Consider the following 24,792-nt stretch of genomic DNA (forward strand, 5'->3'; position numbering starts at 1 on the left):
CCCCCTTGTTTTTACCAAACTATCAACCTTTCCCGTTGAATGATTAGAGGATTTTATGCAAAAGATTTTAGGCTTAGTCGTGGTGCTTGGCTGCGTGTTTGGCGGCTATTTTGCCGCCGGTGGGCACATGATCGCCATATGGCAGCCGGCCGAAATCGTGATCATTCTCGGCGCCGGGTTTGGCGCCATGATTATCGGTAACCCGCTGCACGTATTAAAAGAGATTGCGCACCAGATTAAGGGCGTGCTCAGCAAAAAGAACATGGGCGCCGACTTTCAACGCCAGCTTCTTATGTGCCTGTATGAACTGCTGGAGATGGTGCAAAACGAAGGCCTGCGGGTGCTCGATCAGCACATTGAGCAGCCGGAGGAGAGCACCGTTTTCCAAAAATACCCGCTGGTGCTTAAGCAAAAGCGCCTGGTGACCTTTATTGCCGACAACTTTCGCCTGATGGCGATGGGGAAAATCGACGCCCACGAGCTGGAAGGGATCCTCGATCAGGAGCTAGATACGGTGGAAGAAGAGCTGATGGCGCCTTCCCGCTCCTTCCAGCGTACGGCGGAAGCTATGCCGGGCTTCGGCATTTGCGCGGCGGTGCTCGGGATTATTATCACCATGCAGTCTATCGACGGCTCCATTGCGGTCATCGGCCTGAAAGTGGCTTCGGCGCTGGTCGGAACCTTCCTCGGCGTATTTATCTGTTACTGCCTGATGGACCCGCTGGCCAACGCGATGGAACAGCAGGCGCGCGCCGAACACTCTCTGCTGGAGTGCGTGCGTACCGTGCTGGTCGCGCAGGCGGGCGGCAAGCCGACGCTTTTGGCCGTAGACGCCGGACGTAAGCTGCTGCACCTTGCATCGAAGCCCACTTTCGCCAATCTGGATGCCTGGGTTGACGCAATGTTAGAGCGAGAATAAGCATGAAAAAGCCGTCAAACAAACGCGATCGCGGGGGCCACACGACGATTATTCGTCGTCAGATTAAAAAGGGACATGCGGCGCACCACGGCGGCGCGTGGAAGGTGGCCTTTGCCGACTTTACGCTGGCGATGATGGCGCTGTTTATGACGCTGTGGATAGTCAACAGCGTGAGCCAAAAGGAGCGCGAAAAGGTGGTCGCCGCCATGCGCACCCAGTCTATTTTTGCCGGCGGCGGCATCGTGCCCTTGAGCAAGCTGAACGTGAAGGCGGTTGCCGCTTCGACAACAAAACCTGAAAAGCCCAATAAGCCTAACAGAGCGCGTCCTTCAAGCGCGACGGCGAAGGTTGGCGACAGCCGCAGCGGGCAAACCGGCAGCGGCCATGCGGTCACCGCGCAGCAGGTCTCGGAACGCGAGCTGGGTGATTTAGCGGCTGATATAAATCTGATTGCCCAGAGAGCCCACATGGAGGCCAATCTGGAAATGGAAATTGTGCCTCAGGGGCTGCGGATCCTTATTAAAGACGACAAAAACAGCAATATGTTTGAACGGGGCAGCGCGAGGATCATGCCGTTTTTTGATTCGCTGCTGACCGAGCTTGCGCCGGTGCTGGACTCATTGGACAACAAAATCATCATCACCGGCCATACCGACTCGATGCGCTATAAAAATCGGGATGCCTACAACAACTGGAACCTGTCGGGGGACAGGGCATTGTCCGCCCGCCGCGTGCTGGAGAAGGCGGGAATGCCGGAAGACAAGGTTATGCAGGTCAGCGCGATGGCGGACCGCATGCTGCTGGACAGTCAGGATCCCGGCGGCGCCGAGAACCGCCGCATTGAGATCATGGTGTTGACCAAGTCCGCCTCCGATACGCTGTATCAGTTCTTTGGCGAACAGGGGAAAAAGGTGGTGCAGCCGCTGGCCGAAAAGGTTGAAGAGCAGCAGGCGCGAGTGATAAAGAAAAGGTAACCGATTTTACCCGCAAGCAGTAAGTAAAACGCCGCCATTGCGGCGTTTTCTATATTCCCTTCTTTATAACCGGCAGCGAGATTTTGCTGCCGCAATTCCTGCGAACATCGCGCTATCAACGCCACTATTTCCCCGCGGCGGCGGCTTTGCCGCTTTCATCTATTATGTAACTAGTACCTATAAATCAATTTGCGGGTTTGATTGTTTTATGAACAGGATAAGGCGCGGAAAAGACGGTTTGCCAACGGTGCCTCTGGCATTGCTTATGGCCTTCGGGCTTGGTATTTCGTCGCTTCAGGCGGCTACGCAGTATTGGGATGGTGCGGGGGCGGAAAACGACGGCATCGTGGCCGGCGGTTCGGGCGTTTGGAGCAGCGGTTCGACTAACTGGACGACCGCCGATGGCCTGACGAATGCGGTGTGGGGGCTGGATGAGGCGGTATTTTCTTCCGGTGCGGGCGTCGTCGTTATTAGCGACAAACTGCTGACCCAGCGTCTGCGATTTATTTTCGACGGCTACGTGCTTAATGCTCAAAGCGGTGATTCCGGCTTAACGTTTCTGGGCGATTTCACGATTGACAGCGCCGACGGCGTAACGGCCACGATAAATGCGTCGCTCGAGCAGCAATCCTTTGGCGTTGAAAACAACCTGTTCAAAACCGGCGGGGGGACGCTTGTCCTGAACGGCGACGCCAGCTTTGGCGGCAGGCTGGCTATCGACGGTACGATGATCGTAGCGGGGAATATTGGCCACTACGGCGGAACAACGGTCAACGACGGCGCGGTGCTGCAAATCGGTAACGGCGGCAGCAGCGGCATGGTGGACTTCGACATCGTCAATAACGGTGCGCTGGTTTTCAACCGCAGCGATAACTTTTCCTTTACCGGTCGAATTGAGGGCGTTGGCGATACCGTCAAACGCGGCAGCGGCACGCTGTATTTGTTGAACAACAGCGTTGCGCAGGGGACGACGACGATTGAACAGGGAACGCTGAGCGTGGGCGACGGCGTCAATGATGGAACAATACTCGGCGATATTATTAATAACGGGCGGCTTATTTATAACCGTTCGAACTACAACTACAGCGGCCACATCACGGGCAGCGGCGATTTAACGAAGATGGGCGCATCGGAGCTGGTATTAAGCGGCGTGAACGACTACGCGGGCATCACCACCGTTGCAGGCGGCATACTGCGAATTGAAGGCGTTACCTCGACGCCCTTGGTTCAGGTGCTTTCCGGCGCGGCGCTGACCGGTGACAGCGTGCTAAACGGCAGCGTCAACATTGGCGAGGGAGCGACCTTTATCCTGGGCGACAGCGGCGGGGCGCTGACCGTTAACGGCGACTTTTCGCTGCTGCCCGATGCCAAACTGCGGGTGCTGCTGGGTACTCCGGATCCGTCCGGCGCGTTGCTGAACGTCAATGGCGCCCTGACGCTTGGCGGCGTTTTGAACGTGGACGCGCTGTCGGGGTTTACGCCTGGGGTGTATCGCCTTATCAATTACAGCGGCGCGCTGAGCGATAGCGGCCTGCTGGTTGGCGATGTTCCCGTTGGCTATCAGATTGCGCTGCAAACCGGCATTGTAAATCAGGTTAATGTGTTGGTGTCGCCAGGGGAATTGGCCTTCTGGGACGGCGGTCAAAGCAGCCCCAACGGCGCGATCGACGGCGGTGACGGCGTTTGGGACGCGGTTCAGACTAACTGGGCCGTCGACGGCGGAGGCGGAAACTACGCCTGGGCAGGAAAAACCGCCATTTTTTCCGCCAGCGCGGGAACGGTAACGCTGGCGAACGACGTTCACGTACAGGGCATGCAGTTCATCACCGACGGCTATCGCATTGTGGGAAACGGCCACGCGCTGATAGCCGATGCGCCAACGCTGTCCGTTCAGGTTGATGACGGCGCGAGGGCTGACGTTGATGCGGCTATCGGCGGCAGCGGCGGGGTGCGTAAAACCGGCAGCGGCATACTCGGCCTCAGCGGCAATAACGACTATCAGGGCGGCACGCGGGTTGACGGCGGCGTACTGCTGGCGAGCAGCGACGCAAGCTTGGGGCTTCAGAGCGCGGGCGTAGCGTTGGACAACGGCGGCACGCTGCAGTTTCAACAAAGCGGCGTTCAGAGCGCGCGCCACGTCCAGATTGGCATGGGCGGCGGTGGGTTAAAGGCGACCGACGCCACGTTCAGCGGTAACGTCGACAGCGTTGGCGGTGAACTGCGGCTGGCCGGGGGATTGACGTTCACCGGCGCGATTAACGCACTGCAGGTTGCCATTGAGCCCGGAGCGCGTGTGACGCTGAAAGAGGGCGGTCGGCTCAACGGTAACGTCGCCAACGATGGCCTGCTGCGCTTTCAACACGCCGGCGACCTGCCGTTTCTTTATACCATTCAGGGCGCGGGTATGCTGGAGCAAGACGGTGACGGCGCGCTGACGTTCAATCACGATCAGCCCTATCTAGGCGAAACTCGCGTTAGCCGAGGCTCGCTTTTGCTGACGGATAACGCACGGCTTAGCGCAACGTCAAGGGTCGACGTGGCGCCCGGCGCGCTTCTGGGCGGCTACGGCGCCGTCGCGGGGGATGTCAACAATGCGGGAACCCTGGCAGTAGCGGACGCCGTGACCTCTTTTTCGCAAATGCCCGCTGGAGTATTTACCATCGGCGGAAACCTCAGTAACCAGGGCGCGCTGCTGATGGCGAGCCCCGTACCCGCCAGCGTGCTTCACGTTCGGGGAAACTATGCGGGCGGCGGCACGCTGACCCTCAGCACCGCACTGGGCGGCGATGACTCCGCGACGGACAAGCTGGTGATTGACGGCGACAGCAGCGGCAATACCGGCGTGGTTGTTCACAATGCGGGCGGAAGCGGCGCACAAACGCAAAAAGGCATCGAGGTCATCAGCGTCGGCGGAGAGTCGCGGGGGACGTTCAGCCTGCAAAACCGTGTAGTGGCTGGGCCTTATGAATATCAGCTGCGACAGAACGCTACCGACGGCGGTTGGTATCTACAGTCTGCTTCGTCGCCTATCGCTTCCGCGCCGCTGCTGCGCCCGGAGCCCGGCGCCTATTTGGCTAACCTCAGCGTGGCGGAGCAGCTGTTTATGCGCACCTGGCGCGACCGTCAGGAGGGCAGCCTGCATCAGAACGGCTTTTGGCTGCGAACGCGCGGCAGCGATACGCAATATTCCCCCAATGAATTTACCCTCAGCAGCCAGACGTTCATGCTGGAGTCAGGGCTGGACGCCTGGCGCTGGCAGCAGGGAAAACATCAGGTCGTTAGCGGCGTAATGGCCGGGTATGGGCGCGGCCACAGTAAGTCATCGGTGCAGGGCAACGCCCACAGCGCTTACGGTACGGTGAGCGGCTATAACGCGGGAGCCTATGCGACCTATCGGTACGATGAGAGATTTTATGTGGACAGCTGGTGGCAATACGCCTGGTTTGACAACGATGTTAGCGGCGCGCAGCTGGCGCAGGAAAATTACGACAGCCGCATTTTTAGCGCCTCGCTGGAGGCGGGCTATCGCCTAAGCTTGCCCTCGGCGAAGGGAAATGATGCCTATATAGAGCCGCAGCTGCAGGTCATTTACAGCGACTATTCGCAGGATGCGCTCCGGGAAAGCGGCGGAAAGGCGACCGTTGACGCCAAAGGCGGCGGGTGGCAAAGCCGTACGGGCGTTCGCCTTGCTAAAACGTTTTCTAACGGCGGCCTGGACGCACTCGGCCCGTTTATTGAAATGAACTGGCGGCATCGCCAAAGCGGCGATTCGCTGTCGTTTGATCGGGTTAGCCTTGAGCAGGGGACGCCTCGCGATCGCTATGGCGCGACGCTGGGCGCTCAGGCGCAGCTCGGCCCGCGGTGGAAGCTTCTGGGGCAGGTGGAGACGCTGTTTGGTAAAGACGATTACGCCAGCGTTGCTGGCGTACTGTCCGTTGGGTACCGCTGGTAAAAAGCCGACGCGTCAGCTCGGAATATGCCCTAGGCGGCGAGAAATCAGCGTGCAGACCTGCGCCAGCTCGTCGTTGACCTCGTCTATTTTGCGCAGCATGCGGTGAGTCGGCCCCGCGACGCTGATGGCGCCGACCACGCTGCCGGTATAGTTAAACACCGGCCGGGCGACGCAGGTTAGGCCCTCTTCGTTCTCTTCGTTATCCAGCGAGTATCCCTTAAGGCGAATATCGGCCAGCGTTTCGTACAGCGCCACTCTGTCGACGATGGTGCGTTCGGTAAAGCGGGTTAGCGGCTCGTTGAGCACGCGGTCGATCTCTTCCTGCGGCTGGAAGGCGAGCAGCGCCTTGCCGATGCCGGTGCAGAACGCGGGCAGGCGAGCGCCCAGTTTGGCGTTGGTCTGAATGGAGAGCGTCCCTTCGCTTTTATAGAGATAAACGACAAAGCCCGCGTTGTAGACGCCCAAAAAGCAGGTTTCAGCCGTTTTGCTGGAGAGCTTTTTCAGATAGGGAATGGCGACCTCAACCAGGTTAACGTTCATCAATCCCTTCATGCCCAGCTCAAGGCTTTTCAAATCCAGAATGTAGCGCTCGGTGATGACGTCCAGCGTGACGTACTGCCGCTCCTTGAGCGTTTCCAGTATGCGAAAGGCGGTGGTTTTAGGGATGTCCGTCTGCTTGACCAGCTCCGCCAGCGAGACTCCGTCAGAGTGGTTGCTGATTTCCTCAAGAATGGTTAACACCTTGTCGATGTTAGAGGAATTCATACTTTCGTTTTTCGACATCGCCGTTTCCCCGAATTAAACACGTTCCCATTGTACCTACAATTTTTTCGCTGGCAAAACGCGTAGTTACCAGCCTGAAGCGCATTCTATCACCGATAGCGACGGACGCTAAACGGCCTTCTTGTTTAGCGTTTTCCGCCACCTGCCTTCAACGTGTTGCGACTGCGTTGTGATGCGTCTCACGATTCTATCAAAAACGGAACGACATTCCATCAAAATAGATCTAATCTTCAAAAACGGAATGACATTCCATTTTATTGGGTTCTGAGTTTCTACTCTGGGGAAACAGCATGCTTATTGTAACCATTGACTCCGGTACGACTAATACGAGAGTCAAAGTGTGGAAAAACGGCGAAGTCATCGCCTCCGCCAGTGAATCCGTCGGCGTCAGGGATACGGCCAAAACCGGCAGCCCGGAGGCGTTGATCAAGGGGATCCGCAATACGCTGGAAGCCACGTTGGCCACCGTTGACGAACAGGACAAGCGGTCAATCACGATGGTTGCATCGGGGATGATCACCTCCGACGTCGGGCTTTGCCATATCCCACACCTGACGGCGCCAGTTTCGCTGGGCGCGCTGGCGCAAGGCGCAGTGGCGCGCGTTATTCCCGAAATCAGCGACAGCCCCATCTGGTTTATTCCCGGCGTTAAAAACGCCGTTGAGGCCGTCAGTTTGGACAACTGCGACGGCATGGACGTCATGCGCGGCGAAGAGGTGGAAACCTTCGGCCTGCTGGCTGCGCACGGCGTGCGTGGCCCCGCGCTGCTGGTGTTGCCCGGCTCCCACTCCAAGTTTATCCGCATTGACGAGGAGCAGCGCATCGCGGGCTGCGCCACCACCGTGGCCGGTGAGCTGCTGGACGTGCTGACCCACCAGACGATCCTGGCCAATTCTCTGGAGCACCGGTTTGCCGACGACATCGACGACGAGTATCTGCTAAAGGGCGCGGACGCCTGTAGAGACGTCGGCATCGCCCGCAGCTGCTTTTCCGTCCGCATTCTCGATCTCTTTACTTCGGCATCGGTCAACCAGCGGGCCAACTTCCTGTTGGGCGCGGTGCTCTATTCCGACCTGCTGGCGATTAAGAACAGCCGAGCGCTCGCCCTTACGCCGTCGACGACGGTCGTCGTCAGCGGCAAGGCCATTATGAAAGAGGCGCTAGCCAGGCTGATTGAGCGCGATCCGTTCTTTCGCGGCGAGCTCGTTTTGGTTGATGAAGACGCCCGCCGCCCGCTGTCGGGGCTGGGCGCGATTGAAGTGATGAAAGCGATAGCCGGGGCGGACGGTGTGGCCGCGCTTCGCGCCGCGCCGTAACGTTTTGGAGACAACGATATGAATAACACGATGAAAACGCCTCTGGTCGCCATTCTCAGAGGCATCACGCCGAGTGAAGTGGAGGCGCACGTTTCTCTGCTTATCGAGGAAGGGTTCGACGCCATCGAGATCCCACTGAACTCCCCCGAGTGGGAAACCAGCATCCGGCTGGCGGTTGAACGCTTCGGCTCCAGGGCGCTTATCGGGGCTGGCACGGTGCTTAACGTCGCCAGCGTAGACCGGCTGTCGGAGCTGGGCTGTCGGCTTATTGTCACCCCTAACACCAATCCGGACGTCATCCGCAGGGCGGTTGACTACGGTATGGTGGTGCTGCCCGGATGCGCGACGGCGACCGAGGCGTTCAGCGCTATTGAAGCGGGCGCGAAGAGCATCAAGCTGTTCCCGTCCAGCGTTTTCGGCCCGGACTACGTTCGCGCGCTGAAGTCCGTCTTGCCCAAGGATGTACAGGTCTTCGCCGTTGGCGGCGTGACGCCAGGCAGCCTGTCTGACTACCTGAGCGCCGGCTGCGTCGGCGCCGGGCTGGGGGGAGATCTCTATAAGGCCGGGCAACAGCCTGAAAAAACGCGGCTTCAGGCCAAGGCGTTTATCGATGCCTATCGGCAGGCCACGGCGACACGCTAACGCGCTCATTTTGCTTAAGTATTCATGAGGAATTGTTATGCAGCATGATTACCTGTTTAAAAACGCGACCGTCATCGACGGCTCCGGCGGCGCCGGATACGTTGCCGACGTGGCGGTCAAAGGAGATCGCATCGTTCGCATCGCGCCTTCCATCGGCGATGCGGCTGAAACGGTTATCGACTGTACCGGCCTGGTGCTGTCCCCCGGCTTTATCGACGTTCATACCCACGACGACCTGATCGTGATTAAGCACCCCGACTACGTGGAGAAAACCTCCCAAGGCGTTACCAGCCTTATCGTCGGCAACTGCGGCATCAGCGCGGCCTGCGCGGTGATGAAAGACGAGGTGCCGGACCCTATCAACCTGCTGGGCGAGCTCGATGAGTTTCATTATCCGGACGTGGCGAGCTACCGGGAAAAAATTACGCAGGTTACGCCGTCGGTGAACGTTGGTACGCTGATTGGCCACACCACGCTTCGCAACAACTGCGTAGAAACGCTGCTTGAGCCGGCGAAAGAAAAAGACATCGCCGAGATGCGCAAGACGCTGAAGCTGGCGTTGGAGCAGGGCGCGCTGGGATTGAGCACCGGGCTGTCCTATGGCAACGCCATCAACTCGTCGACCGAAGAGGTTTGCGCGCTGTCCGAACTGCTGGCCGACGCCGGCGGTCTCTACACCACCCATATGCGCACCGAGTACGACGGCATTATCGACGCCATGCACGAAGCGTTTTCTATTGGCCGTCATGCCAAGGTGCCGGTGCAGATTTCCCACCACAAGTGCGCGGGCGCCAAGAACTGGGGCCGCACGGTGGAAACGCTGGCGCTGATTGAGAAGTATCAGGCGATGCAGGACATCAACTGCGACTGCTACCCGTACCGCGCCGGTTCGTCCAACCTCGACCTGAGCCAGGTGACCGAAGACTACGACATCCTGATCACCTGGTCGACGCCGCACCCTGAGATGGCGGGCAAAACCTTACAGGAGATAGGCCAGGCGTGGGGCGTCGACGTTCACGCCGCAGCGGCGAAGCTCCTTCCCGCTGGCGCTATCTACTTCCAGATGCACGAAGACGACGTCAGGCGCGTGCTTAAGCATCCCAGCTCGATGATTGGCTCCGACGGCCTGCCCTGCGACCCCAATCCGCATCCCAGACTGTGGGGCACCTTCCCGCGCGTGCTCGGCTACTACAGCCGCGACGAGAAGCTGTTCCCGCTGTCCACGGCGGTACACAAGATGACCGGCATGTCGGCGGCACGCTTCTCGCTTGAAGCGCGGGGACTGATAAAAGAGAACTACTTCGCCGACATCGTGATTTTCGATGCCGACAGGGTCAACGAGTCGGGCACTTTCCAAAATCCAAAACAAAAGGCCGAAGGCATCGAGTATGTCTTCGTCAACGGCACCCTGACCTATCGCGATAAGCAGATGACGGGCCATCGCGCCGGCAGATTTTTAACCAAAGATAACAATGTAAAAAACGGGGGACAACATGATTAAAAGATACGGCGTAGAGGGCGGCAAGGGCACGGGCGGACAGGCGCTGCCTTTCGCTAAAGCGGTTGAGGCCGGCGGCTGGCTGTACGTTTCCGGGCAGACGCCGATGGTCGACGGTGAAATCATCGACGGCGGCATCATCGCTCAGTCGACTCAGGCGATCCAAAACTGCCTGGACATCATGACCGAGGCGGGATTCGGCAAAGAGGACATCGTTCATATGAAGGTATTTTTAAGCGATGCCCGCTACTTCCAGTCGTTCAATAAAGTGTTTAAGGGCTTCTTTGCCGAGCATCCGCCGGCCAGGGTCTGCTGCGTGGCGGATCTGGTGGTCGACTGCATGGTGGAAGTGGATATGACCTGCTATCGGGCGGATAGAAGGTAACGTTCCCTTCCCTCTGTTCCTGAGACAGAGGCCTCGCTGACGCCGGTTGCACCTATTGGGCTGGGCGTTAAAGCAAAAACGGTTATGGCATTCCTGTTTGTGAGCGCCATCGGGTTCCTTTGCTTTTTTAGAGGCCAAATCAATCAACTCAACAACGATTAGCCAGGGCGGAGATCGTTAATAACTGTCTGGAAATACGTGATGAACAGTCATATTTTTCTTATCGGATTCATTATTTATGTTCTCGCTATGATATGGCTTGGCTGGTATGTGTCGCGTCATCAGAAAGATGGCGAAGACTTCTTACTGGGCGGCCGTTCACTGCCGATGTTTTTAACGCTGGGGTCGACGGTAGCGACCATGGTGGGAACCGGGTCAAGCATGGGGGCAGTAGGTCTCGGCTACAGTAACGGCTGGGCGGGCGTACTGTACGGCGCGGGCGGCGCAATTGGCATATTGCTGGTTGCGTGGTGGTTTACCCCGGTGCGCAAGCTGCGCTTTATGACGATGAGCGAAGAGCTCTCCTACTATACCGGCGGCAGTCATCTGATTAAAAATATCGTCGGTATTTTGATTTTCGTGGCCTCTATAGGCTGGTTGGGCGCTCATATTCTTGGCGGCAGCATGTATTTAGCCTGGGCTACGGGCCTCGATCTGACGTGGGCCAAGCTGATTATCGCCTTTGCGTTTGCGGTGTATGTGATTATCGGCGGCTATTCTGCCGTGGTCTGGACGGATACCATTCAGGCGCTAATTCTGTTCTTTGGCTTTATCTTAATGGCCGTGCTGGCGGTACATCACGTCGGCGGCTGGGACGCTATCCAGCAGGCCGTGGATCCGGCGGCAATGAGCCCGTTTGCCGTTGATAAGCTTGGCGTACTGCCGGCATTTTCGATGGCGATGGTGATTTGTGTGGGCGTGCTGGCAACGCCGTCCTATCGTCAGCGTATTTATTCCGGCAAAGACGTGTCGTCCGTACGTCGTTCCTTTGTCTATACCGGCGTGCTCTACCTCTTCTTTTCCATCTTACCGGCCATTATCGGCATGGCGGCCTTTACCATGAATCCTTCGCTGGAAAACAGCAACTATGCGTTTTTGTTTGCCACCAGCTTTCTGCCGAGCATTCTTGGTTTGGTTGTGCTGATTGCCGGGCTTTCCGCCACGATGTCTTCCGCCAGCTCTGACGCTATCGCCAGCGTGTCTATCATCATGCGCGATCTCTATACGCTGGTGACCGGGAGAATGCCGGAAGGGCGCAAAGCCATTTCGCTGTCCCGCTGGTTCCTGGTGTTTGTCATTGGTCTGGCGACGGTTTTCGCGCTAACCTCCAACGACATCATCAGCTACATCACCAAAATGATCGCCACGCTGATGTCCGGCCTGTTCGTGTGTTCCATGTTGGGGCGTTTCTGGCTGCGTTTTAACTGGCAAGGGGCGCTGGTTGCGCTGGTGGGCGGTGCGGGCGCTTCGGTCGCCATGTTAATGAACGATAGCTGGTTGGCCTGGTGGGGCAACCCGTGCGTGCCGTCGGTGCTGGTGAGCTTGATCTGTGCGGTGGTCGTTACGCTGGCCACGCCGAAGAATAAGCTGACGCGTGAAGAGGCGCTGAAGCTTATCACCGACGAGCGGGAGAATACCCGGTAATTCGGCGAAACGCATTTCGCTTTAAAGCCGAGGGGCTATCCCCCTCGGTGCACGCGCATTAGGGTAGAACGAGAGGAGAATAAAATGACAGCAGCTAATAAACTGCCCGTGAATGCGGAGCACAAGGCGGCGGCGCTGCCGGCAACGGCCGATAAGATAAGCGTTATCGATGAGGATGTCTGCCTGCCGGCGGTAGTGGTGAAGGCGAGAGCGCTGGACAACAACATCCGCTGGATGCAGCGCTATGCGGCCAGCAGCGACGTTTCCCTCGCGCCCCACGGCAAAACGACCATGACTCCCGCCATCTTCCGCCGTCAGGTTGAGGCCGGAGCCTGGGGCATTGGCGTCGGCACGGCGTTTCAGGCCAAGGTGGCGATCGAGGCGGGCGTGCCGAACGTCATTATGGCCAACCAGCTGGTGGGCAAGGCTAATATCAGGCTGGTTTCTCAGCTGATGAAGCATTCCTCAACGCCGATTTACTGCTGCATAGACAGCGAAGCCAACGCTCGTCAGCTGTCAGACTATTTCGCCTCTCAGGGGCAGAAAATGCGGGTGCTGCTGGAGCTGGGCGTTCCTGGCGGCCGCTGCGGCTGCCGTACCGAAGAGGAAGCCTACGCGCTGGCAGCGCTGATTCGGCAACTGCCCGGCCTGACGCTGTGCGGCATCGAGTTTTACGAGGGCGTTATCCACAGCGATGACGAACGCGCCGATCTGGCAATTATCGACGCTTTCCTTAAGCGAGTGCTGTCCGTCACGCAGCGGCTAGCCGCCGACGGCGCGTTCGCCGACGTTGACGAAGCGCTGCTCACCGGCGCAGGTACGGTGTGGTACGACGTGGTTTGTCGGCAGATGAAGCAGGCCGACTTGCCGACCGGCTTTCGCTACGCGATCCGCCCCGGCTGCTATATCACCCACGATCGCGGCGTGTATGCGCAGGCGCAGGAAGCGCTGCGAGCGCGCGATCCGCTCTCATGCGACTTGGGCGGCGATCTGGCTTCCGCATTGGAGCTTATCGCCTGCGTTCAGTCGCTACCGGAACCGGGGCTGGCGATTGTCGGCTTCGGCAAGCGCGACGTGGCCTTTGACACCGGCCTGCCGCAGCCGATAGCGCTTTATCGCAATGGGCAGAAAATGCCGTTTGAGACAAGTTCCGCTCATACCGAAAACCTGATGGACCAGCACGCCATGCTGCGCTACGGCGAAGGGCTGTCGCTTCAGGTGGGCGATCTGCTGGTGTTCGGCACCTCTCACCCCTGTATTACCTTCGATAAGTGGAAAACCATTTATTTGGTGGATGAGGGCTATAACGTGCTGGAGGAGATGGAAACGGCGTTCTAGCCCAGCATTCTGGTTTGGCATGGCGCATCGGCTGACGGTCAGTTGGTGCGCCATTTTTATTTTTCTTTCCCGATGGTGGTATACTCGCGGCCAGCATTCACTTTATCCCTGTTTACTATGTCAAATACCCTGGAAGACAGCGTTAAGCTGATTAAAGAAATACTGGCTACCGCCAGCGTGGACAAGTCGGGCGTGTTTAAACTGCCGGCGGAACGAACGCTGGCCGAGAAGATGAACCTGCAGCGCTCAACGATAAGAAACGCGCTCTCCGCGCTGGAGTTTTTCGGTTTTATTGAGCGCAATCAGGGCAGCGGCACCTATATCAAAATTCCCAACCTCTCTTTCGCCAACGTCTATTTTGAAATCGCCATTCAGCTGGGCTATATCTCGCTGGAGACCATTGAGAAAGCGCGGGAGCTGTTCGAGATTATTATCGTGGAGGAGGCGGCTAAAAACGCCACCGACGATGAGGTGTCGGAGCTCGCCCGCCTGTGCAGCGTGATGACCGAGGCGAACGGCTTTGACGAAAAAATCGAGGCCGACTACAGCTTCCACCTTCAGCTTGCCGGCATGACGCGCAACCCGGTTATCGTGCTGTTTTTCCAGAGCATCGCCTCGTTTATGCGCGACATTCTGCGCAAGCGGCGCTCTATCATTAACGAAGTCAGCGACGACAAGACCCGCATCAACAGCAACCATAGCGATATCGTCGACGCCATCGCCAAGCGGGCCCCAGAGCTTGCCAAGCGAGCGATGAAGGCCCACTTTGAGCAGTGGGAGCGAGAGAATTTACTGATTAACGTGATTTTGAATCAGAAGTAAGATTTTAGCCGACGGCGTACTGCGCTGAATGTAATCTTAAGAATGGAAGAAACGGGAGCGCCTGACGTCAGGCGCTCCCGTTTTGCTTGCTAACTACTCCGGCATCGATGCGCCCGCCGGCAGCGGCTCCCTGATGGTGAGCACCACCGTCAGGCAGACGGCGGCGGCGATGGCCAGTGCGATAAACACCGCGTTCCAGCTGTAGCTGTCGAGCAGCACGCCGACGATAAGCGGCATACAGACCGCGCCAATCTGGCCGCCCATGTTGATGATGGCGTAGGCGACCGGGTAGCACTCCTTCGATGCGCGCCCCATGGCGTAGACCGAATAGGCCGAATAGCCCAAAGACAGCAGAAAGCCGATGCAAAACAGCAGCGCGCCCAGCGCCAGCTGGTTGTGCGGCGCGACCAGCATAAAGCCCATCATGATGATGGTGCAAAAGGCGCTAACCAGCATCAGCGGCTTTCTTCTCTTGCCGAAGACGTTGTCCGACAGCCAGCCGCCGAGCAGGTTGCCCAGCACGTTGCCGGCAAACGGCGCGGAGGCGAGCAGGGCGGAGTTGACGATGTTGAAGTTGTGCTCTTGCAGCAGGTACTTAGGCAGCCACGACATCAGCACGCCGTCGACGATGCCCACCATGCACATGTAGCCCATGGCCGCGCCGTAGATGTCCCAGCTGGAGAAAATCTCTTTGGAGGTTTGCAGCTGGGTAAGCCTGCGGGTTCTTATCAGGCGGTCTATCAGGCCGAACTTGAACGGACGGGCTTTGAGCCGCGAAGCCGTTTTTTGCTCGCCGCTCTGCGGCGCGACTTCGTTGATGTAGTCCGCTTCCTGCTGGTTGACGAAGGGGCTTTCCGACGGCCTGTTTCTGACCAGCAGATACCAAATCACGCCGAGCACGATACCGGGGATCGAGAAGAACAGGAAGATGTGCCGCCAGTCGTAGTTGAGCAATATCCAGGCGCAGATCGGCGGCACCAGCAGCGGGCCGAACTTGGAGCCGGCGAGGAAAATCCCGGTGGCGGTGCCTTTCTCTTTGCTGGGGAACCAGTTGTTGATAGTGACGGTGGAGCTGATGACCACCGGCGCTTCGCTGACGCCGATCAGGGTTCTGAGCATTTTCAGGTGCAGCACCGAGTCGACCCGGCCCATCATGAAGGTAAAGACCGAGGTCAGGATCATGCCCAGAGCGTAGGAGAAGCGGATGCCCGTTTTGCGAATCAGGTATCCGGCAGGAATTTGGCAAAAGCCGTAACCGGCAAAGAACAGGCTGATAATAATGCCGACCTCGGTGTTGGTGAGGTCGAACTCTTTTTGCATAAAGGGAATGGCAAAGCCGATGTTCGCCCGGTCAGCCTGGGCGACCATAAAAATGACGAAGATCAGCGCCATGACGCACCAGCGATACTGACTCATCCTGTTATTTTGTTTTTTCATATGTGTGTGTTCCATCAATATCCAGCTTGAACAGGTTCCGGCCCGAACGCAAGAGCGTTTGAGCCGGAATGGCGCGCTATTTGCCGAGCCAGCGCTTGACGCTTTCCGCGACCGCCTTGGCTGAAATGCCGTATCGATCGTGCAGGGTCGGCAGCGCGCCTGCCGCCAGGAATTCGTCCGGCAGGCCGATCTGCCTGAAGGAGCGGTGAACGCCGTTGCGCATCAGCGCAGATGCCACCGCTTCCCCCAGCCCGCCGACGACGGTGTGGTTTTCCGCCGTGACCACCAGGCAGTTTCTGGCCTGCGCTTCTTTAACGATGGTCTCTTCGTCCAGCGGCTTAATGGTCGGCGAGTGCAGCACGGCGACGCTGATGCCCTCTTTTTCCAGCATGTCGCGCGCCTGTACGGCGCGCATGGTCATCAGCCCGCTTGAGACGATAAGCACGTCCTGCCCTTCGGTCAGCAGCTTGGCCTTGCCGACTTCAAAGCGATAGTCGGGGAAGCGGTCGAGGATAACCGGCACCTTGCCGCGCAGCAGGCGCATGTAGACGGGGCCCTGATGCTCATAAATCGCCGGCACCGCCTGCTCGATGTCGATGGCGTCGCACGGGTCGATAATGGTCAGGTTCGGCATGCCGCGGAAAATGGCGATGTCTTCCGTCGCCTGATGGCTTGGGCCGTAGCCGGTGGTGAGCCCCGGCAGGGCGCAGGCGATTTTGACGTTCAGGTTTTCTTCCGCGATGGCCATGCAGATAAAGTCGTAGGCGCGGCGCGAGGCAAACACGGCGTAGGTGGTGATAAACGGCGTAGCGCCTTCCCGCGCCATGCCGGCGGCGGCGCTCATCAGCAGCTGCTCGGCCATGCCCATTTGATAGAAGCGCTCGGGGAACTCGCGGGAGAAAATATGCAGATCGGTGTAGGCCGCCAGATCGGCGGACATGCCGACGATGTCGTCATGTTTTTTCGCCAGCTCCACCAGCGCGTGGCCAAACGGCGCGGAGTGCGTCTCCTGACCCTCTTCGGCGATGGAGGCGATCATGGCGGACGTAGTGAGTTTTTTGGTAGACATCTTAAACCTCATAAAAACGTGTTCAGTGAAATACGCGCAGCGCCTTAGATATGGCGCTGCAGCTGACGCAGCGCCAGCTGCCATTCGTCGTCCGCGACGCGGATAAAGTGGGTTTTGTCGCGCGTTTCAAGGAAGGGAACGCCTTTGCCCATAAGCGTATCCAGAACGATGACGCGCGGCTGGTCGCCCTGGTGATTTCTGGCGTTGTCGAACGCGTCGACCAATGCCTTGAGGTCGTGCCCGTTGACGCGCTGAACGAACCAGCCGAAGGCCTCGAATTTCTTATCGACCGGCTCGGTTTTCAGGATGTCCTGGCTGTTGCCGTCCGCCTGCTGGCGGTTGACGTCGACCAGCGCTATCAGATTGTTGAGCTTCCAGTGGCTGGAGGACATAGCCGCTTCCCAAGTGGAGCCTTCGTCCAGCTCGCCGTCGGAGAGCAGGTTGTAGACAAACGCCGGATTGCCCTTGCGCTTTAAGCCCAGCGCCATGCCGACGGCGATGCCAAGCCCGTGCCCCAACGAACCGCCGGTAATTTCCATCCCCGGCGTGTAGGCCGCCATGCCGGACATCGGCAGCTGGCTGCCGTCGGCGCCGTACTCTTCGATTTGGTCTTTGGACAGGACTCCGGCTTCAATCAGCGCCGCGTACAGCCCGATGGCGTAGTGGCCGATAGAGAGCAGGAACCGATCGCGGCCTTCCCACTCTGGCTCCTGTGGGCGGTAGGTCATGGCGTGGAAGTAGGCGACCGCCAGCGCGTCGGCGATGTCCAACGCCTGACCCACGTAGCCCTGCCCCTGAACTTCGCCCATACGCAGCGCGTGATGCCGAATGGCGTAGGCGCGATCGGCAAGCGTCTCCAGTTTTTGCGTTATTTCTGTCATGAATGTATTCCCGTTATCTGTGTTTTTTTCAAACAGCTCGTTAAATGGTTAACCAATATAATCACAGGGAGATCGAGATAAGAAGATGGTCGTCCAGATAAATTGCGGATCTGTGATGGAGATCGATTAAATGGTTGACCATTTAATATCTATTTGGCGTGTGGATATAGATGATTTTTGTAGATATTATTTTATTAAACATATTGCTATATGTTTTTAATGTAAGGGTGACGAGCTGTGAATAAATTAAGGTCATCCATTTCTGGTTATCATGCGCAGAGCTTTATACTCATCGCCTCCTCTTTTTTGATGTGATAAATATGGTTAACCATTTTGAGCCAGGCATTTTTGTAAAAGAGAGAAAACGTCATGTGATACCGATAGATACGGGCGTATTCTTCTGCAAGAAAATTGTCTTGGACCGATGCGGAGTACAGAGAGGGAACGTGAATATTAAAGGACTTATTATCAGCCTGGCCTTTCTTATCGTCGGCTGCTCATCCCAACCCCACGTCGTTTTACCCGAAAGCGGCTCACCAACCCCCGCCGTTCACCGTATCTACGTCACCAGCCACGGTTGGCACACCGGCATCGTCGTTCCCGCAAGGGAGATGAACAAAGTATTGCCGGCGCTGGCCGAGCGCTTCAGCGGCGGGCAGTGGTACGAGATGGGGTGGGGGGATAAAGGGTTTTATCAGGCGCAGGAGGTGACCTCCGGCCTGACGATGCAGGCGATGTTTTGGTCTTCCGGCGCCGTGATGCACGTCGTTTCTATTCCTATGTCGGTTGGGCGATACTTTCCCAACAGCGAACTGATTGCCGTTAAGCTGACCGACGCGGAGTTAAACAGCCTGTTGGCCTTTATCGCCCAAAGCTTCGAGCGCGATAAAGCGCAGCGCCTGATTATGATGAAAAGAGGCATTTACGGCGACAGCCAGTTCTACGACGCCAAGGGCCGCTATTCGATATCCAATACCTGCAACAAGTGGACGGCCAAGGGGCTGAAAAGCGCGGGGATGGACATCAGCCCAACGTTTAAGCTGACGGCGGGCAGCGTGATGGACTACCTGAAAGGCGAGCGCGGCAGGCGCGCTGCCCAAGAGGAGAACCTCGCCTGCTCACCCGCCCGTTAAATTCGCGGCTATCATTATAGAGCGACGCCGTAAGGGCCATTGGGAGGATGCAGAGATGAAAAAGATACCGCCGCTAACAGAGGCCGACGTGACGTCCGAATCGGTTTTCTTCATGCCACGCCGTCGGCTGGTGAAGCTGTTAGCTCTATCTGCGCCGGCGATGGCGCTTGCGCCGCTGGCCAAAGCGAACGCCTTCTCGTGGTTTAAGGGCGATGAACCGCCACCGAGCCCGCCCCGTCGGCCTCTCGACTTCACCAAGCCCGAGCAGTGGCGAAGCGACCTTTCGCTAACGCCGGAAGATAAGGTGATTGGCTACAACAACTTCTATGAGTTCGGGTTGGATAAGTCCGACCCGGCGGCGAACGCCGGAACGCTGAAAACCGATCCTTGGAAAGTGAACATTGGCGGAGAGGCGGGTAAACCCTTTACGCTGGGTTTGGACGATCTCTATCGAAAGTTCCCGCTGGAGGAGCGCATTTACCGGCTGCGCTGCGTCGAGGCGTGGTCGATGGTGGTCCCCTGGGTTGGCTTTCCGCTGTCCAGCCTCCTGAGCATGGCGCAGCCGACCGGGAACGCCAAGTACGTGGCCTTCCAGACGCTTTACGACCCTGAAAACATGCCGGGGCAGAAGAGCGCCTTCGTCGGCGGAGGGCTGAAATACCCTTACGTCGAGGGGCTGCGGCTCGACGAGGCGATGCACCCGCTGGCCTTTCTGGCCGTCGGCGTCTATGGCAAAGCGCTGCCGCCGCAAAACGGCGCGCCCGTTCGTCTGGTGGTGCCGTGGAAGTATGGCTTTAAGAGCATCAAGTCGATTGTCAGCATTACGCTGACCAAAGAGCGCCCGCCGACCACCTGGAACCTGGGCGCACCCAACGAGTACGGCTTTTACGCTAACGTCAATCCTCAGGTCGACCACCCGCGCTGGTCGCAGGCGACGGAGCGGGTCATTGGCGCGGGCGGCCTCCTGAACGTGCAGCGCCAGCCGACGATGATGTTTAACGGCTACGCTGAACAGGTCGCTTCGCTTTATCAGGGGCTGGATCTCAAGGAGAACTTCTAACCGTGCGGCTGACGGTAAAGCGAGTTATGTGGCTGAAGGCGCTGCTGCATCTGGCCGCCTTTTTACCGCTGGTATGGCTGTTTTTCGCCGTCAATTCCGGCGGGTTTAGCGCCGATCCGGCGAAGGACATCCAGCACTTTACCGGCCGAATGGCGCTCAAGCTGCTGCTGGCGACGCTGGCGGTTTCCCCTCTGGCCAAGTTCGCTAAAGAGCCGCTGCTGGTGCGCACCCGCCGCCTTTTGGGGCTATGGTGCTTCGCCTGGGCGGCGCTGCACTTGGCGAGCTACCTGCTGCTTGAACTGGGGGTGAACAACCTGTCGCTCTTGTGGAGCGAAATCGCAAAGCGGCCCTATCTTCTGTTGGGCGCTGCCGGTTGGATTATCCTGTTTCTTTTGGCTATAACCTCGACTCGCTTTGCCCAGAACCGGCTGGGCAAACGGTGGCAGACGCTGCACAACTTCGTCTATCTGGCGCTTATGCTTGCGGTGGCGCACTACGTCTGGTCGGTAAAAATCCTCTCGCCCCAGCCGGTGATGTATGCGCTGGGGGCGGCGCTGCTGTTGGTTTTGCGGTATAAGAAGTTTCGGCGGTGGTTGGGGATTTAGCGCGGGAAACGGTGTGACCGTTTGGGTTGAGATAAAATATGAATTTATTTATTAATTTTGCAACTTATTTGATATTTGAAAATATATTTAAATGGCATGTTAATTTTGGGGTTATTTAATTCTTAAAACCTCACACGATCATAAAATCTTGCTTTTATCTAAAATTAACTAAAAAGCTCTGCTTAGTGTTTATATTTCCACACTAAATAAGCTCAATGGATGGAATTTTAAACTTACGTTATCAATTTATTAACTAGAGTTGCCCTATGATTTTGGTATAAAAATCTAATTAACTATTTTTTAATAAATTTTTAGATCGTTTACATAATAAAATTAATCTGATAATTTGAAAGTATAGTTATCGCTAACTAAAAAAAATTACTTCAAATAAAAATTGTTTCAATATTAAATCATTTTGATTTATTTAATTGAATTTAAAAATTCATTTTAGTTAAAAACCCATTTTAATTTAATTGAAAACCTTAAAATTCAGCAGGGATGAATATAAATGCAACGCTTTAATATAAATAAAATTACCTTTCTTATCGCATCAGTTTTTGTATCCGCTGGGCCAGCAGTGGGCGCCACTATTCAGGTCGAGGGGCCCTACCCCTACGTGACCCAATCCAATATGGGAACCCATGGGATGAACGGGGGCAGCGAAGGCGCCGGGGCTGGGTATGTATTTCTGACGGCTCCAGGGTCTACCGCCGCAGACAACCTCGTAAGCGTTGGCAGCGGTGTGAAGATCGTCGGCGGCGTCGGTTACGTTGGGGGCCATGGCGGTGCTGGAATGACCGGCAGCAATCTGACCATCACCAACGCCGGTGGCTCGGTGACGGGGGGGATCGGCGGAATTCCAAGCGGCAACGATGGTGACGGCGGTGACGGTGGCGCGGGCATATCCGGCAGCAATCTGTCGATAGCCAATAATAGCGGCGCGATTACCGGTGGCGCCGGAGGGACCAGTGGCTATAACAGTGGCGACAGCGGTTCTGGCGGCGCAGGAATATTCGGCAGCGGCTTGGATATCACCAACGGCGGATCGATTACCGGCGGTAAGGGCGGCTACCTCTATGCTAACTCCGACGACGCTGGCGGTGCGGGCGGTGCGGGAATATCGGGCAACGGCCTGTCGATAACCAATAACAGTTCAGGCACGATTAGCGGCGGCCAGGGCGCCGAGGGCGGTAGGAGCGGCGCAGGCATTTCCGGCAGCGACATGACGATAATCAATAACGGTAAGATTGTCGGCGCCTATGGCAGCTTTGGCTACGCTGACAACAGCGGCGCTAACAGCATGGGCGGTGCGGGCATATCCGGCAGCGACCTGACGATAATCAATAACCGACGCATTCTCGGTGGAGAGGGTAACTCCGGCGGAGCCGGCGGTGATGGGATATTCGGTTCCGGCCTGAAAATTACCAACAGCGAGTCTATTACCGGCGGCAAGGGCGGCTTCGGTTACGGTGAGAGTACCGCAGGCGTTGGCGGCGCGGGCATATCCGGCAGCGATATGACGATTGATAATATTGCTGGTGGTTCAATTACCGGCGGAGAGGGCGGCTACGGCGGTCTGGACGGCGTCGGCGGCGCTACGATGCCTGCCGCCGGTGGAGTGGGAATACTCGGCGATAATTTGAAAATAACCAACGCTGGCTCTGTCACCGGCGGAGTTGGCGGCTTTGCGGGCGGCGAGACGACAAGCCCTGACGGCGCGGATGGTGGCGCAGGAATATTTGGCAACAACCTGACAATCAATAATCTGGCCAGCGGTACGATTACCGGCGGAGCGGGATATTACAGCGGCAGTAGAGATAATACCAATAGTAGCGACGGCGGCAACGGCGCCGCCGGAATATCCGGTGATAGCCTGACGATTAACAACAGTGGTTCTATCGTTGGCGGTAAGGGCGATGTTGGTTCAAACGGAGGTGCTTATGGCAACGGCGGCGCGGGCATATCCGGCAGTAATCTGACGATCGTCAACAATAGCGCTATCACCGGGGGAACTCGCGGCGGGAACAGCGGTGAAAAAGCCACCGCCATCAGCCTTACCGGCGGCAGCAGCTCGCTGACGCTGAATACCGGCTCAAACATCACCGGCGATATTACGCTGGCCGACGGCACGAGCGAAAGCGCGACGACGCTGCGCATCGTCGGAAACGATGAAGGAAATAGAGCCATCAACGGCGGCCTGTCGGTTGGTCAATGGGCTGGCGTGACCCTTACCGAGCAGCCGATTGAATTTTCAGGAAGCGCGACGTTTGCCGAAGGGGCGTCGTTAACGCTCGGCGGCGGCGTTAGCCTTAAGGCGGAGTCCGTTTCCGTCGGGGCTGACGCTTCTCTTAATGCAAATATCCTTCACTGGGATCAGCATGACATTCTGCTGGTTGAAACGACGAACGGCATTACGGGAACGTTCTCTTATAATAACGCCCTCGTGGCGGGCATGAGCCAGCCCGACTTTGCCTACATCAACACTGGCTCCCAGACCATTAAATATTCCCTGTACTGGAACGGCCAGGATTCCGACGCCCACGGGACGTTCACGCTGGATGAGGGAAGCAGCTTCAACCTCGGCGTTGCGCTGGCGGATAACGCTGTCCATACTAACCCATCCTGGGACGGCAAAAGCCTGACCAAGGCCGGGAAGGGCACCCTGATACTGTCAGCGGAAAATACCTATACGGGCTCAACCCACATCAATGAAGGCATGCTGAAGACCACGACGTCGAACGCATTCGCCCATACCTCCGGCGTGACGATCGGCGAAGCAGGGACGCTGAACCTCAACGGAAACGGCCAGACCGTCAACGCGTTGGATAACCGCGGCACCCTGCTGATTGATGACTACGGCGTTCCACCTTCTTCCCCGCTTAGCGTTACGCTTGTTGGCGACGTGACCAACGGCGGCAGCATTATTCTCAACAACAGCGCGACCAGCGCCGGAAATACGCTGACTATCAACGGTGACTACGTCGGTGACGGCGGCAGCCTTTCACTGGGTACCGTTCTCGGCGGCGACAGCAGCCTGACGGACAGGCTGGTGGTCACCGGTAATGCCTCCGGCACGACCTATGTGGAGGTCAGCAACGAGAACGGCTCAGGCGCTCTGCTGCATGAAGGGATTAAAATCGTTGAGACCGGCGGATCTACGGAGGATGCCTTCGTGCAGCGCGGCCGCATCGTGGCGGGCAGCTATGAATACCGCGTACAGCAGGGAACGGCTCTTGGTGAAGATATGAATAGTTGGTATTTGACCAGCATGACCGACAGGGTAGGCTCTAGCGATCCCTCTCATTCTGTCCATACCTATCGTCCTGAAGGCGGAAGCTATGCCAGCAACCTGGCGGCGGCCAATACGCTGTTTAATACTCGACTGCACGACCGTCAGGGCGGCTCCTGGTATACCGACCCCGTCACCGGGGAGCGCCATATGACCAGCATGTGGCTGCGAACGTCAGGCGGGCACAGCCAGGGGCGGATGTCAGACGGCCAGAATAAGTCTTCGGCCAACCGCGTTGTGGTGCAGCTTGGCGGCGATCTGGCCAAGGGGAGCGTGAACGGTACGGACCGCTATCATCTGGGGGCGATGGCGGGCTATGGCCGGCAGGACAGCAACACCCATAACCGCCTGTCGGGCTACCGTTCTCAGGGCGATATGAGCGGCTACAGCGCCGGCCTGTACGGAACCTGGTATCAGAATGCGACGGAGAAAACCGGCCTGTACGTTGACTCCTGGATGCTCTATAACTGGTTTGACAATACGGTTAAGGGCGATGAAATTGCCAGTGAAAGCTACAAAAGCAAGGGGCTGACGGCGTCTATAGAGTCGGGCTACGCCTTCCATATTGGTTCATTCGCGACGGAGGGCGACATGGCGAATAACGTCTATATTCGCCCGCAGGCGCAGGTTACCTGGATGGGCGTGAGGGCTGACGACCATACGGAGAGAAACGGCACGCGGGTTCAGGGGCAGGGCAACGATAACGTTCAGACCCGTCTGGGCATGCGCCTTTACGTCAATGGCAAAAGCGCGTTGGATAAAAACACCGCACGTGAGTTTGAGCCCTTCATTGAGGCGAACTGGATATATAATTCAAAGCAGTACGGCGTTAGGATGAAAGATACCAGTACCCACATTCAGGGAAGCCGAAACGTCGGCGAAGTGAAAGTGGGCGTCGAAGGGCGCTTGACTCAGGGCCTTAGCGTGTGGGGCAACGTGGCCCAACAGGCGGGCAACAAGGGCTTTCGCGATACGGGCGGCATGCTGGGGATCAAATACCAGTTCTAGCCATCGTTTCGTGTAACGGGCTTTTCAGAAAGTTTCG

General features: G+C 57.4%; 18 protein-coding genes. 14 read left to right on the forward strand and 4 right to left on the reverse strand.

What is annotated here, in order from left to right:
- The first annotated feature begins 55 nt into the window (after positions 1 to 55).
- From motA to V8L73_RS00775, 3 genes are all read left to right on the forward strand, one after another.
- Entirely contained in the window at positions 56 to 919 is an 864-nt protein-coding gene (gene motA / locus V8L73_RS00765) for a flagellar motor stator protein MotA (protein ID WP_027273686.1), read from the forward strand.
- A 2-nt stretch (positions 920 to 921) separates the two neighbouring features.
- The gene (gene lafU / locus V8L73_RS00770) at positions 922 to 1,893 is read left to right on the forward strand and encodes a putative lateral flagellar export/assembly protein LafU (protein WP_347253893.1); all 972 of its coding nucleotides are present in this window, start codon (positions 922 to 924) and stop codon (positions 1,891 to 1,893) included.
- Between the two features lie 208 nt (positions 1,894 to 2,101).
- Positions 2,102 to 5,845 (forward strand): autotransporter outer membrane beta-barrel domain-containing protein, encoded by a 3,744-nt coding sequence (locus tag V8L73_RS00775; protein WP_347253894.1) that lies wholly within the window; start codon positions 2,102 to 2,104, stop codon positions 5,843 to 5,845.
- 12 nt (positions 5,846 to 5,857) lie between these two features.
- Here V8L73_RS00775 and V8L73_RS00780 read toward each other — a convergent pair whose 3' ends face one another.
- Complete coding sequence (locus V8L73_RS00780) at positions 5,858 to 6,628, reverse strand: IclR family transcriptional regulator (RefSeq protein WP_347253895.1); 771 nt, start codon at positions 6,626 to 6,628, stop codon at positions 5,858 to 5,860.
- A 290-nt stretch (positions 6,629 to 6,918) separates the two neighbouring features.
- Here V8L73_RS00780 and V8L73_RS00785 point away from each other — a divergent pair, with 290 nt between their 5' ends.
- The 7 genes from V8L73_RS00785 to V8L73_RS00815 all read left to right on the forward strand — a co-directional run bounded on the left by V8L73_RS00785 (position 6,919) and on the right by V8L73_RS00815 (position 14,273).
- The gene (locus tag V8L73_RS00785) at positions 6,919 to 7,944 is read left to right on the forward strand and encodes a 2-dehydro-3-deoxygalactonokinase (RefSeq protein ID WP_347253896.1); all 1,026 of its coding nucleotides are present in this window, start codon (positions 6,919 to 6,921) and stop codon (positions 7,942 to 7,944) included.
- Positions 7,945 to 7,962: 18 nt separating this feature from the next.
- Positions 7,963 to 8,586, forward strand: coding sequence for a 2-dehydro-3-deoxy-6-phosphogalactonate aldolase (locus tag V8L73_RS00790; RefSeq protein ID WP_347253897.1), 624 nt, complete (start codon positions 7,963 to 7,965; stop codon positions 8,584 to 8,586).
- A gap of 37 nt (positions 8,587 to 8,623) precedes the next feature.
- Positions 8,624 to 10,087 (forward strand): N-acyl-D-amino-acid deacylase family protein, encoded by a 1,464-nt coding sequence (locus tag V8L73_RS00795; protein ID WP_027273681.1) that lies wholly within the window; start codon positions 8,624 to 8,626, stop codon positions 10,085 to 10,087.
- Positions 10,080 to 10,469 carry a RidA family protein gene (locus V8L73_RS00800; RefSeq protein WP_027273680.1) on the forward strand — a complete coding sequence of 130 codons (390 nt, stop codon included), beginning with the start codon at positions 10,080 to 10,082 and terminating at the stop codon, positions 10,467 to 10,469. Before V8L73_RS00795 ends, V8L73_RS00800 begins: the two co-directional genes overlap by 8 nt.
- 201 nt (positions 10,470 to 10,670) lie before the next feature.
- Positions 10,671 to 12,113 carry a sodium:solute symporter family protein gene (locus V8L73_RS00805; protein WP_027273679.1) on the forward strand — a complete coding sequence of 481 codons (1,443 nt, stop codon included), beginning with the start codon at positions 10,671 to 10,673 and terminating at the stop codon, positions 12,111 to 12,113.
- Between the two features lie 84 nt (positions 12,114 to 12,197).
- Positions 12,198 to 13,451 (forward strand): amino acid deaminase, encoded by a 1,254-nt coding sequence (locus V8L73_RS00810; protein ID WP_347253898.1) that lies wholly within the window; start codon positions 12,198 to 12,200, stop codon positions 13,449 to 13,451.
- 117 nt (positions 13,452 to 13,568) lie between these two features.
- Positions 13,569 to 14,273 (forward strand): FadR/GntR family transcriptional regulator, encoded by a 705-nt coding sequence (locus tag V8L73_RS00815; protein ID WP_347253899.1) that lies wholly within the window; start codon positions 13,569 to 13,571, stop codon positions 14,271 to 14,273.
- A gap of 93 nt (positions 14,274 to 14,366) precedes the next feature.
- Here the strand turns inward: V8L73_RS00815 and V8L73_RS00820 are convergent, their stop codons facing one another.
- The 3 genes from V8L73_RS00820 to V8L73_RS00830 all read right to left on the reverse strand — a co-directional run bounded on the left by V8L73_RS00820 (position 14,367) and on the right by V8L73_RS00830 (position 17,660).
- Positions 14,367 to 15,710 carry an MFS transporter gene (locus V8L73_RS00820; RefSeq protein ID WP_051155587.1) on the reverse strand — a complete coding sequence of 448 codons (1,344 nt, stop codon included), beginning with the start codon at positions 15,708 to 15,710 and terminating at the stop codon, positions 14,367 to 14,369.
- 76 nt (positions 15,711 to 15,786) lie between these two features.
- On the reverse strand, positions 15,787 to 16,791 hold the full coding sequence (locus V8L73_RS00825; RefSeq protein ID WP_422655604.1) for a transketolase family protein: 1,005 nt from the start codon (positions 16,789 to 16,791) through the stop codon (positions 15,787 to 15,789).
- Between the two features lie 32 nt (positions 16,792 to 16,823).
- Complete coding sequence (locus tag V8L73_RS00830; RefSeq protein WP_027273674.1) at positions 16,824 to 17,660, reverse strand: transketolase; 837 nt, start codon at positions 17,658 to 17,660, stop codon at positions 16,824 to 16,826.
- A gap of 452 nt (positions 17,661 to 18,112) precedes the next feature.
- On the opposite strand from V8L73_RS00830, the gene V8L73_RS00835 reads away from it, so the two are divergent.
- The 4 genes from V8L73_RS00835 (at position 18,113) to V8L73_RS00850 (ending at position 24,755) form a co-directional block, all read left to right on the forward strand.
- Entirely contained in the window at positions 18,113 to 18,793 is a 681-nt protein-coding gene (locus V8L73_RS00835; RefSeq protein ID WP_347254840.1) for a TIGR02117 family protein, read from the forward strand.
- A 55-nt stretch (positions 18,794 to 18,848) separates the two neighbouring features.
- On the forward strand, positions 18,849 to 19,853 hold the full coding sequence (gene msrP / locus V8L73_RS00840; RefSeq protein ID WP_347253901.1) for a protein-methionine-sulfoxide reductase catalytic subunit MsrP: 1,005 nt from the start codon (positions 18,849 to 18,851) through the stop codon (positions 19,851 to 19,853).
- 2 nt (positions 19,854 to 19,855) lie between these two features.
- Positions 19,856 to 20,458 carry a protein-methionine-sulfoxide reductase heme-binding subunit MsrQ gene (msrQ, locus tag V8L73_RS00845; RefSeq protein ID WP_347253902.1) on the forward strand — a complete coding sequence of 201 codons (603 nt, stop codon included), beginning with the start codon at positions 19,856 to 19,858 and terminating at the stop codon, positions 20,456 to 20,458.
- A gap of 508 nt (positions 20,459 to 20,966) precedes the next feature.
- Positions 20,967 to 24,755, forward strand: a complete 3,789-nt coding sequence (locus tag V8L73_RS00850) for an autotransporter outer membrane beta-barrel domain-containing protein (protein WP_347253903.1) — start codon at positions 20,967 to 20,969, stop codon at positions 24,753 to 24,755.
- The last annotated feature ends 37 nt before the right edge of the window (positions 24,756 to 24,792 follow it).

It is taken from the genome of Leminorella grimontii, assembly GCF_039789245.1.
Classification (GTDB): domain Bacteria; phylum Pseudomonadota; class Gammaproteobacteria; order Enterobacterales; family Enterobacteriaceae; genus Leminorella; species Leminorella grimontii.

Excerpts from the sequence above, each read along its gene's own strand:
- V8L73_RS00800 (WP_027273680.1), top strand. The coding sequence starts at position 10,080 with ATGATTAAAAGATACGGCGTAGAGGGCGGCAAGGGCACGGGCGGACAG.
- V8L73_RS00780 (WP_347253895.1), bottom strand. The coding sequence starts at position 6,628 with ATGTCGAAAAACGAAAGTATGAATTCCTCTAACATCGACAAGGTGTTA.
- V8L73_RS00850 (WP_347253903.1), top strand. The coding sequence starts at position 20,967 with ATGCAACGCTTTAATATAAATAAAATTACCTTTCTTATCGCATCAGTT.
- V8L73_RS00785 (WP_347253896.1), top strand. The coding sequence starts at position 6,919 with ATGCTTATTGTAACCATTGACTCCGGTACGACTAATACGAGAGTCAAA.
- V8L73_RS00790 (WP_347253897.1), top strand. The coding sequence starts at position 7,963 with ATGAATAACACGATGAAAACGCCTCTGGTCGCCATTCTCAGAGGCATC.
- V8L73_RS00815 (WP_347253899.1), top strand. The coding sequence starts at position 13,569 with ATGTCAAATACCCTGGAAGACAGCGTTAAGCTGATTAAAGAAATACTG.
- V8L73_RS00810 (WP_347253898.1), top strand. The coding sequence starts at position 12,198 with ATGACAGCAGCTAATAAACTGCCCGTGAATGCGGAGCACAAGGCGGCG.
- motA (WP_027273686.1), top strand. The coding sequence starts at position 56 with ATGCAAAAGATTTTAGGCTTAGTCGTGGTGCTTGGCTGCGTGTTTGGC.
- V8L73_RS00805 (WP_027273679.1), top strand. The coding sequence starts at position 10,671 with ATGAACAGTCATATTTTTCTTATCGGATTCATTATTTATGTTCTCGCT.
- V8L73_RS00795 (WP_027273681.1), top strand. The coding sequence starts at position 8,624 with ATGCAGCATGATTACCTGTTTAAAAACGCGACCGTCATCGACGGCTCC.
- V8L73_RS00775 (WP_347253894.1), top strand. The coding sequence starts at position 2,102 with ATGAACAGGATAAGGCGCGGAAAAGACGGTTTGCCAACGGTGCCTCTG.
- msrP (WP_347253901.1), top strand. The coding sequence starts at position 18,849 with ATGAAAAAGATACCGCCGCTAACAGAGGCCGACGTGACGTCCGAATCG.
- V8L73_RS00820 (WP_051155587.1), bottom strand. The coding sequence starts at position 15,710 with ATGAAAAAACAAAATAACAGGATGAGTCAGTATCGCTGGTGCGTCATG.
- V8L73_RS00830 (WP_027273674.1), bottom strand. The coding sequence starts at position 17,660 with ATGACAGAAATAACGCAAAAACTGGAGACGCTTGCCGATCGCGCCTAC.
- V8L73_RS00825 (WP_422655604.1), bottom strand. The coding sequence starts at position 16,791 with ATGAGGTTTAAGATGTCTACCAAAAAACTCACTACGTCCGCCATGATC.
- lafU (WP_347253893.1), top strand. The coding sequence starts at position 922 with ATGAAAAAGCCGTCAAACAAACGCGATCGCGGGGGCCACACGACGATT.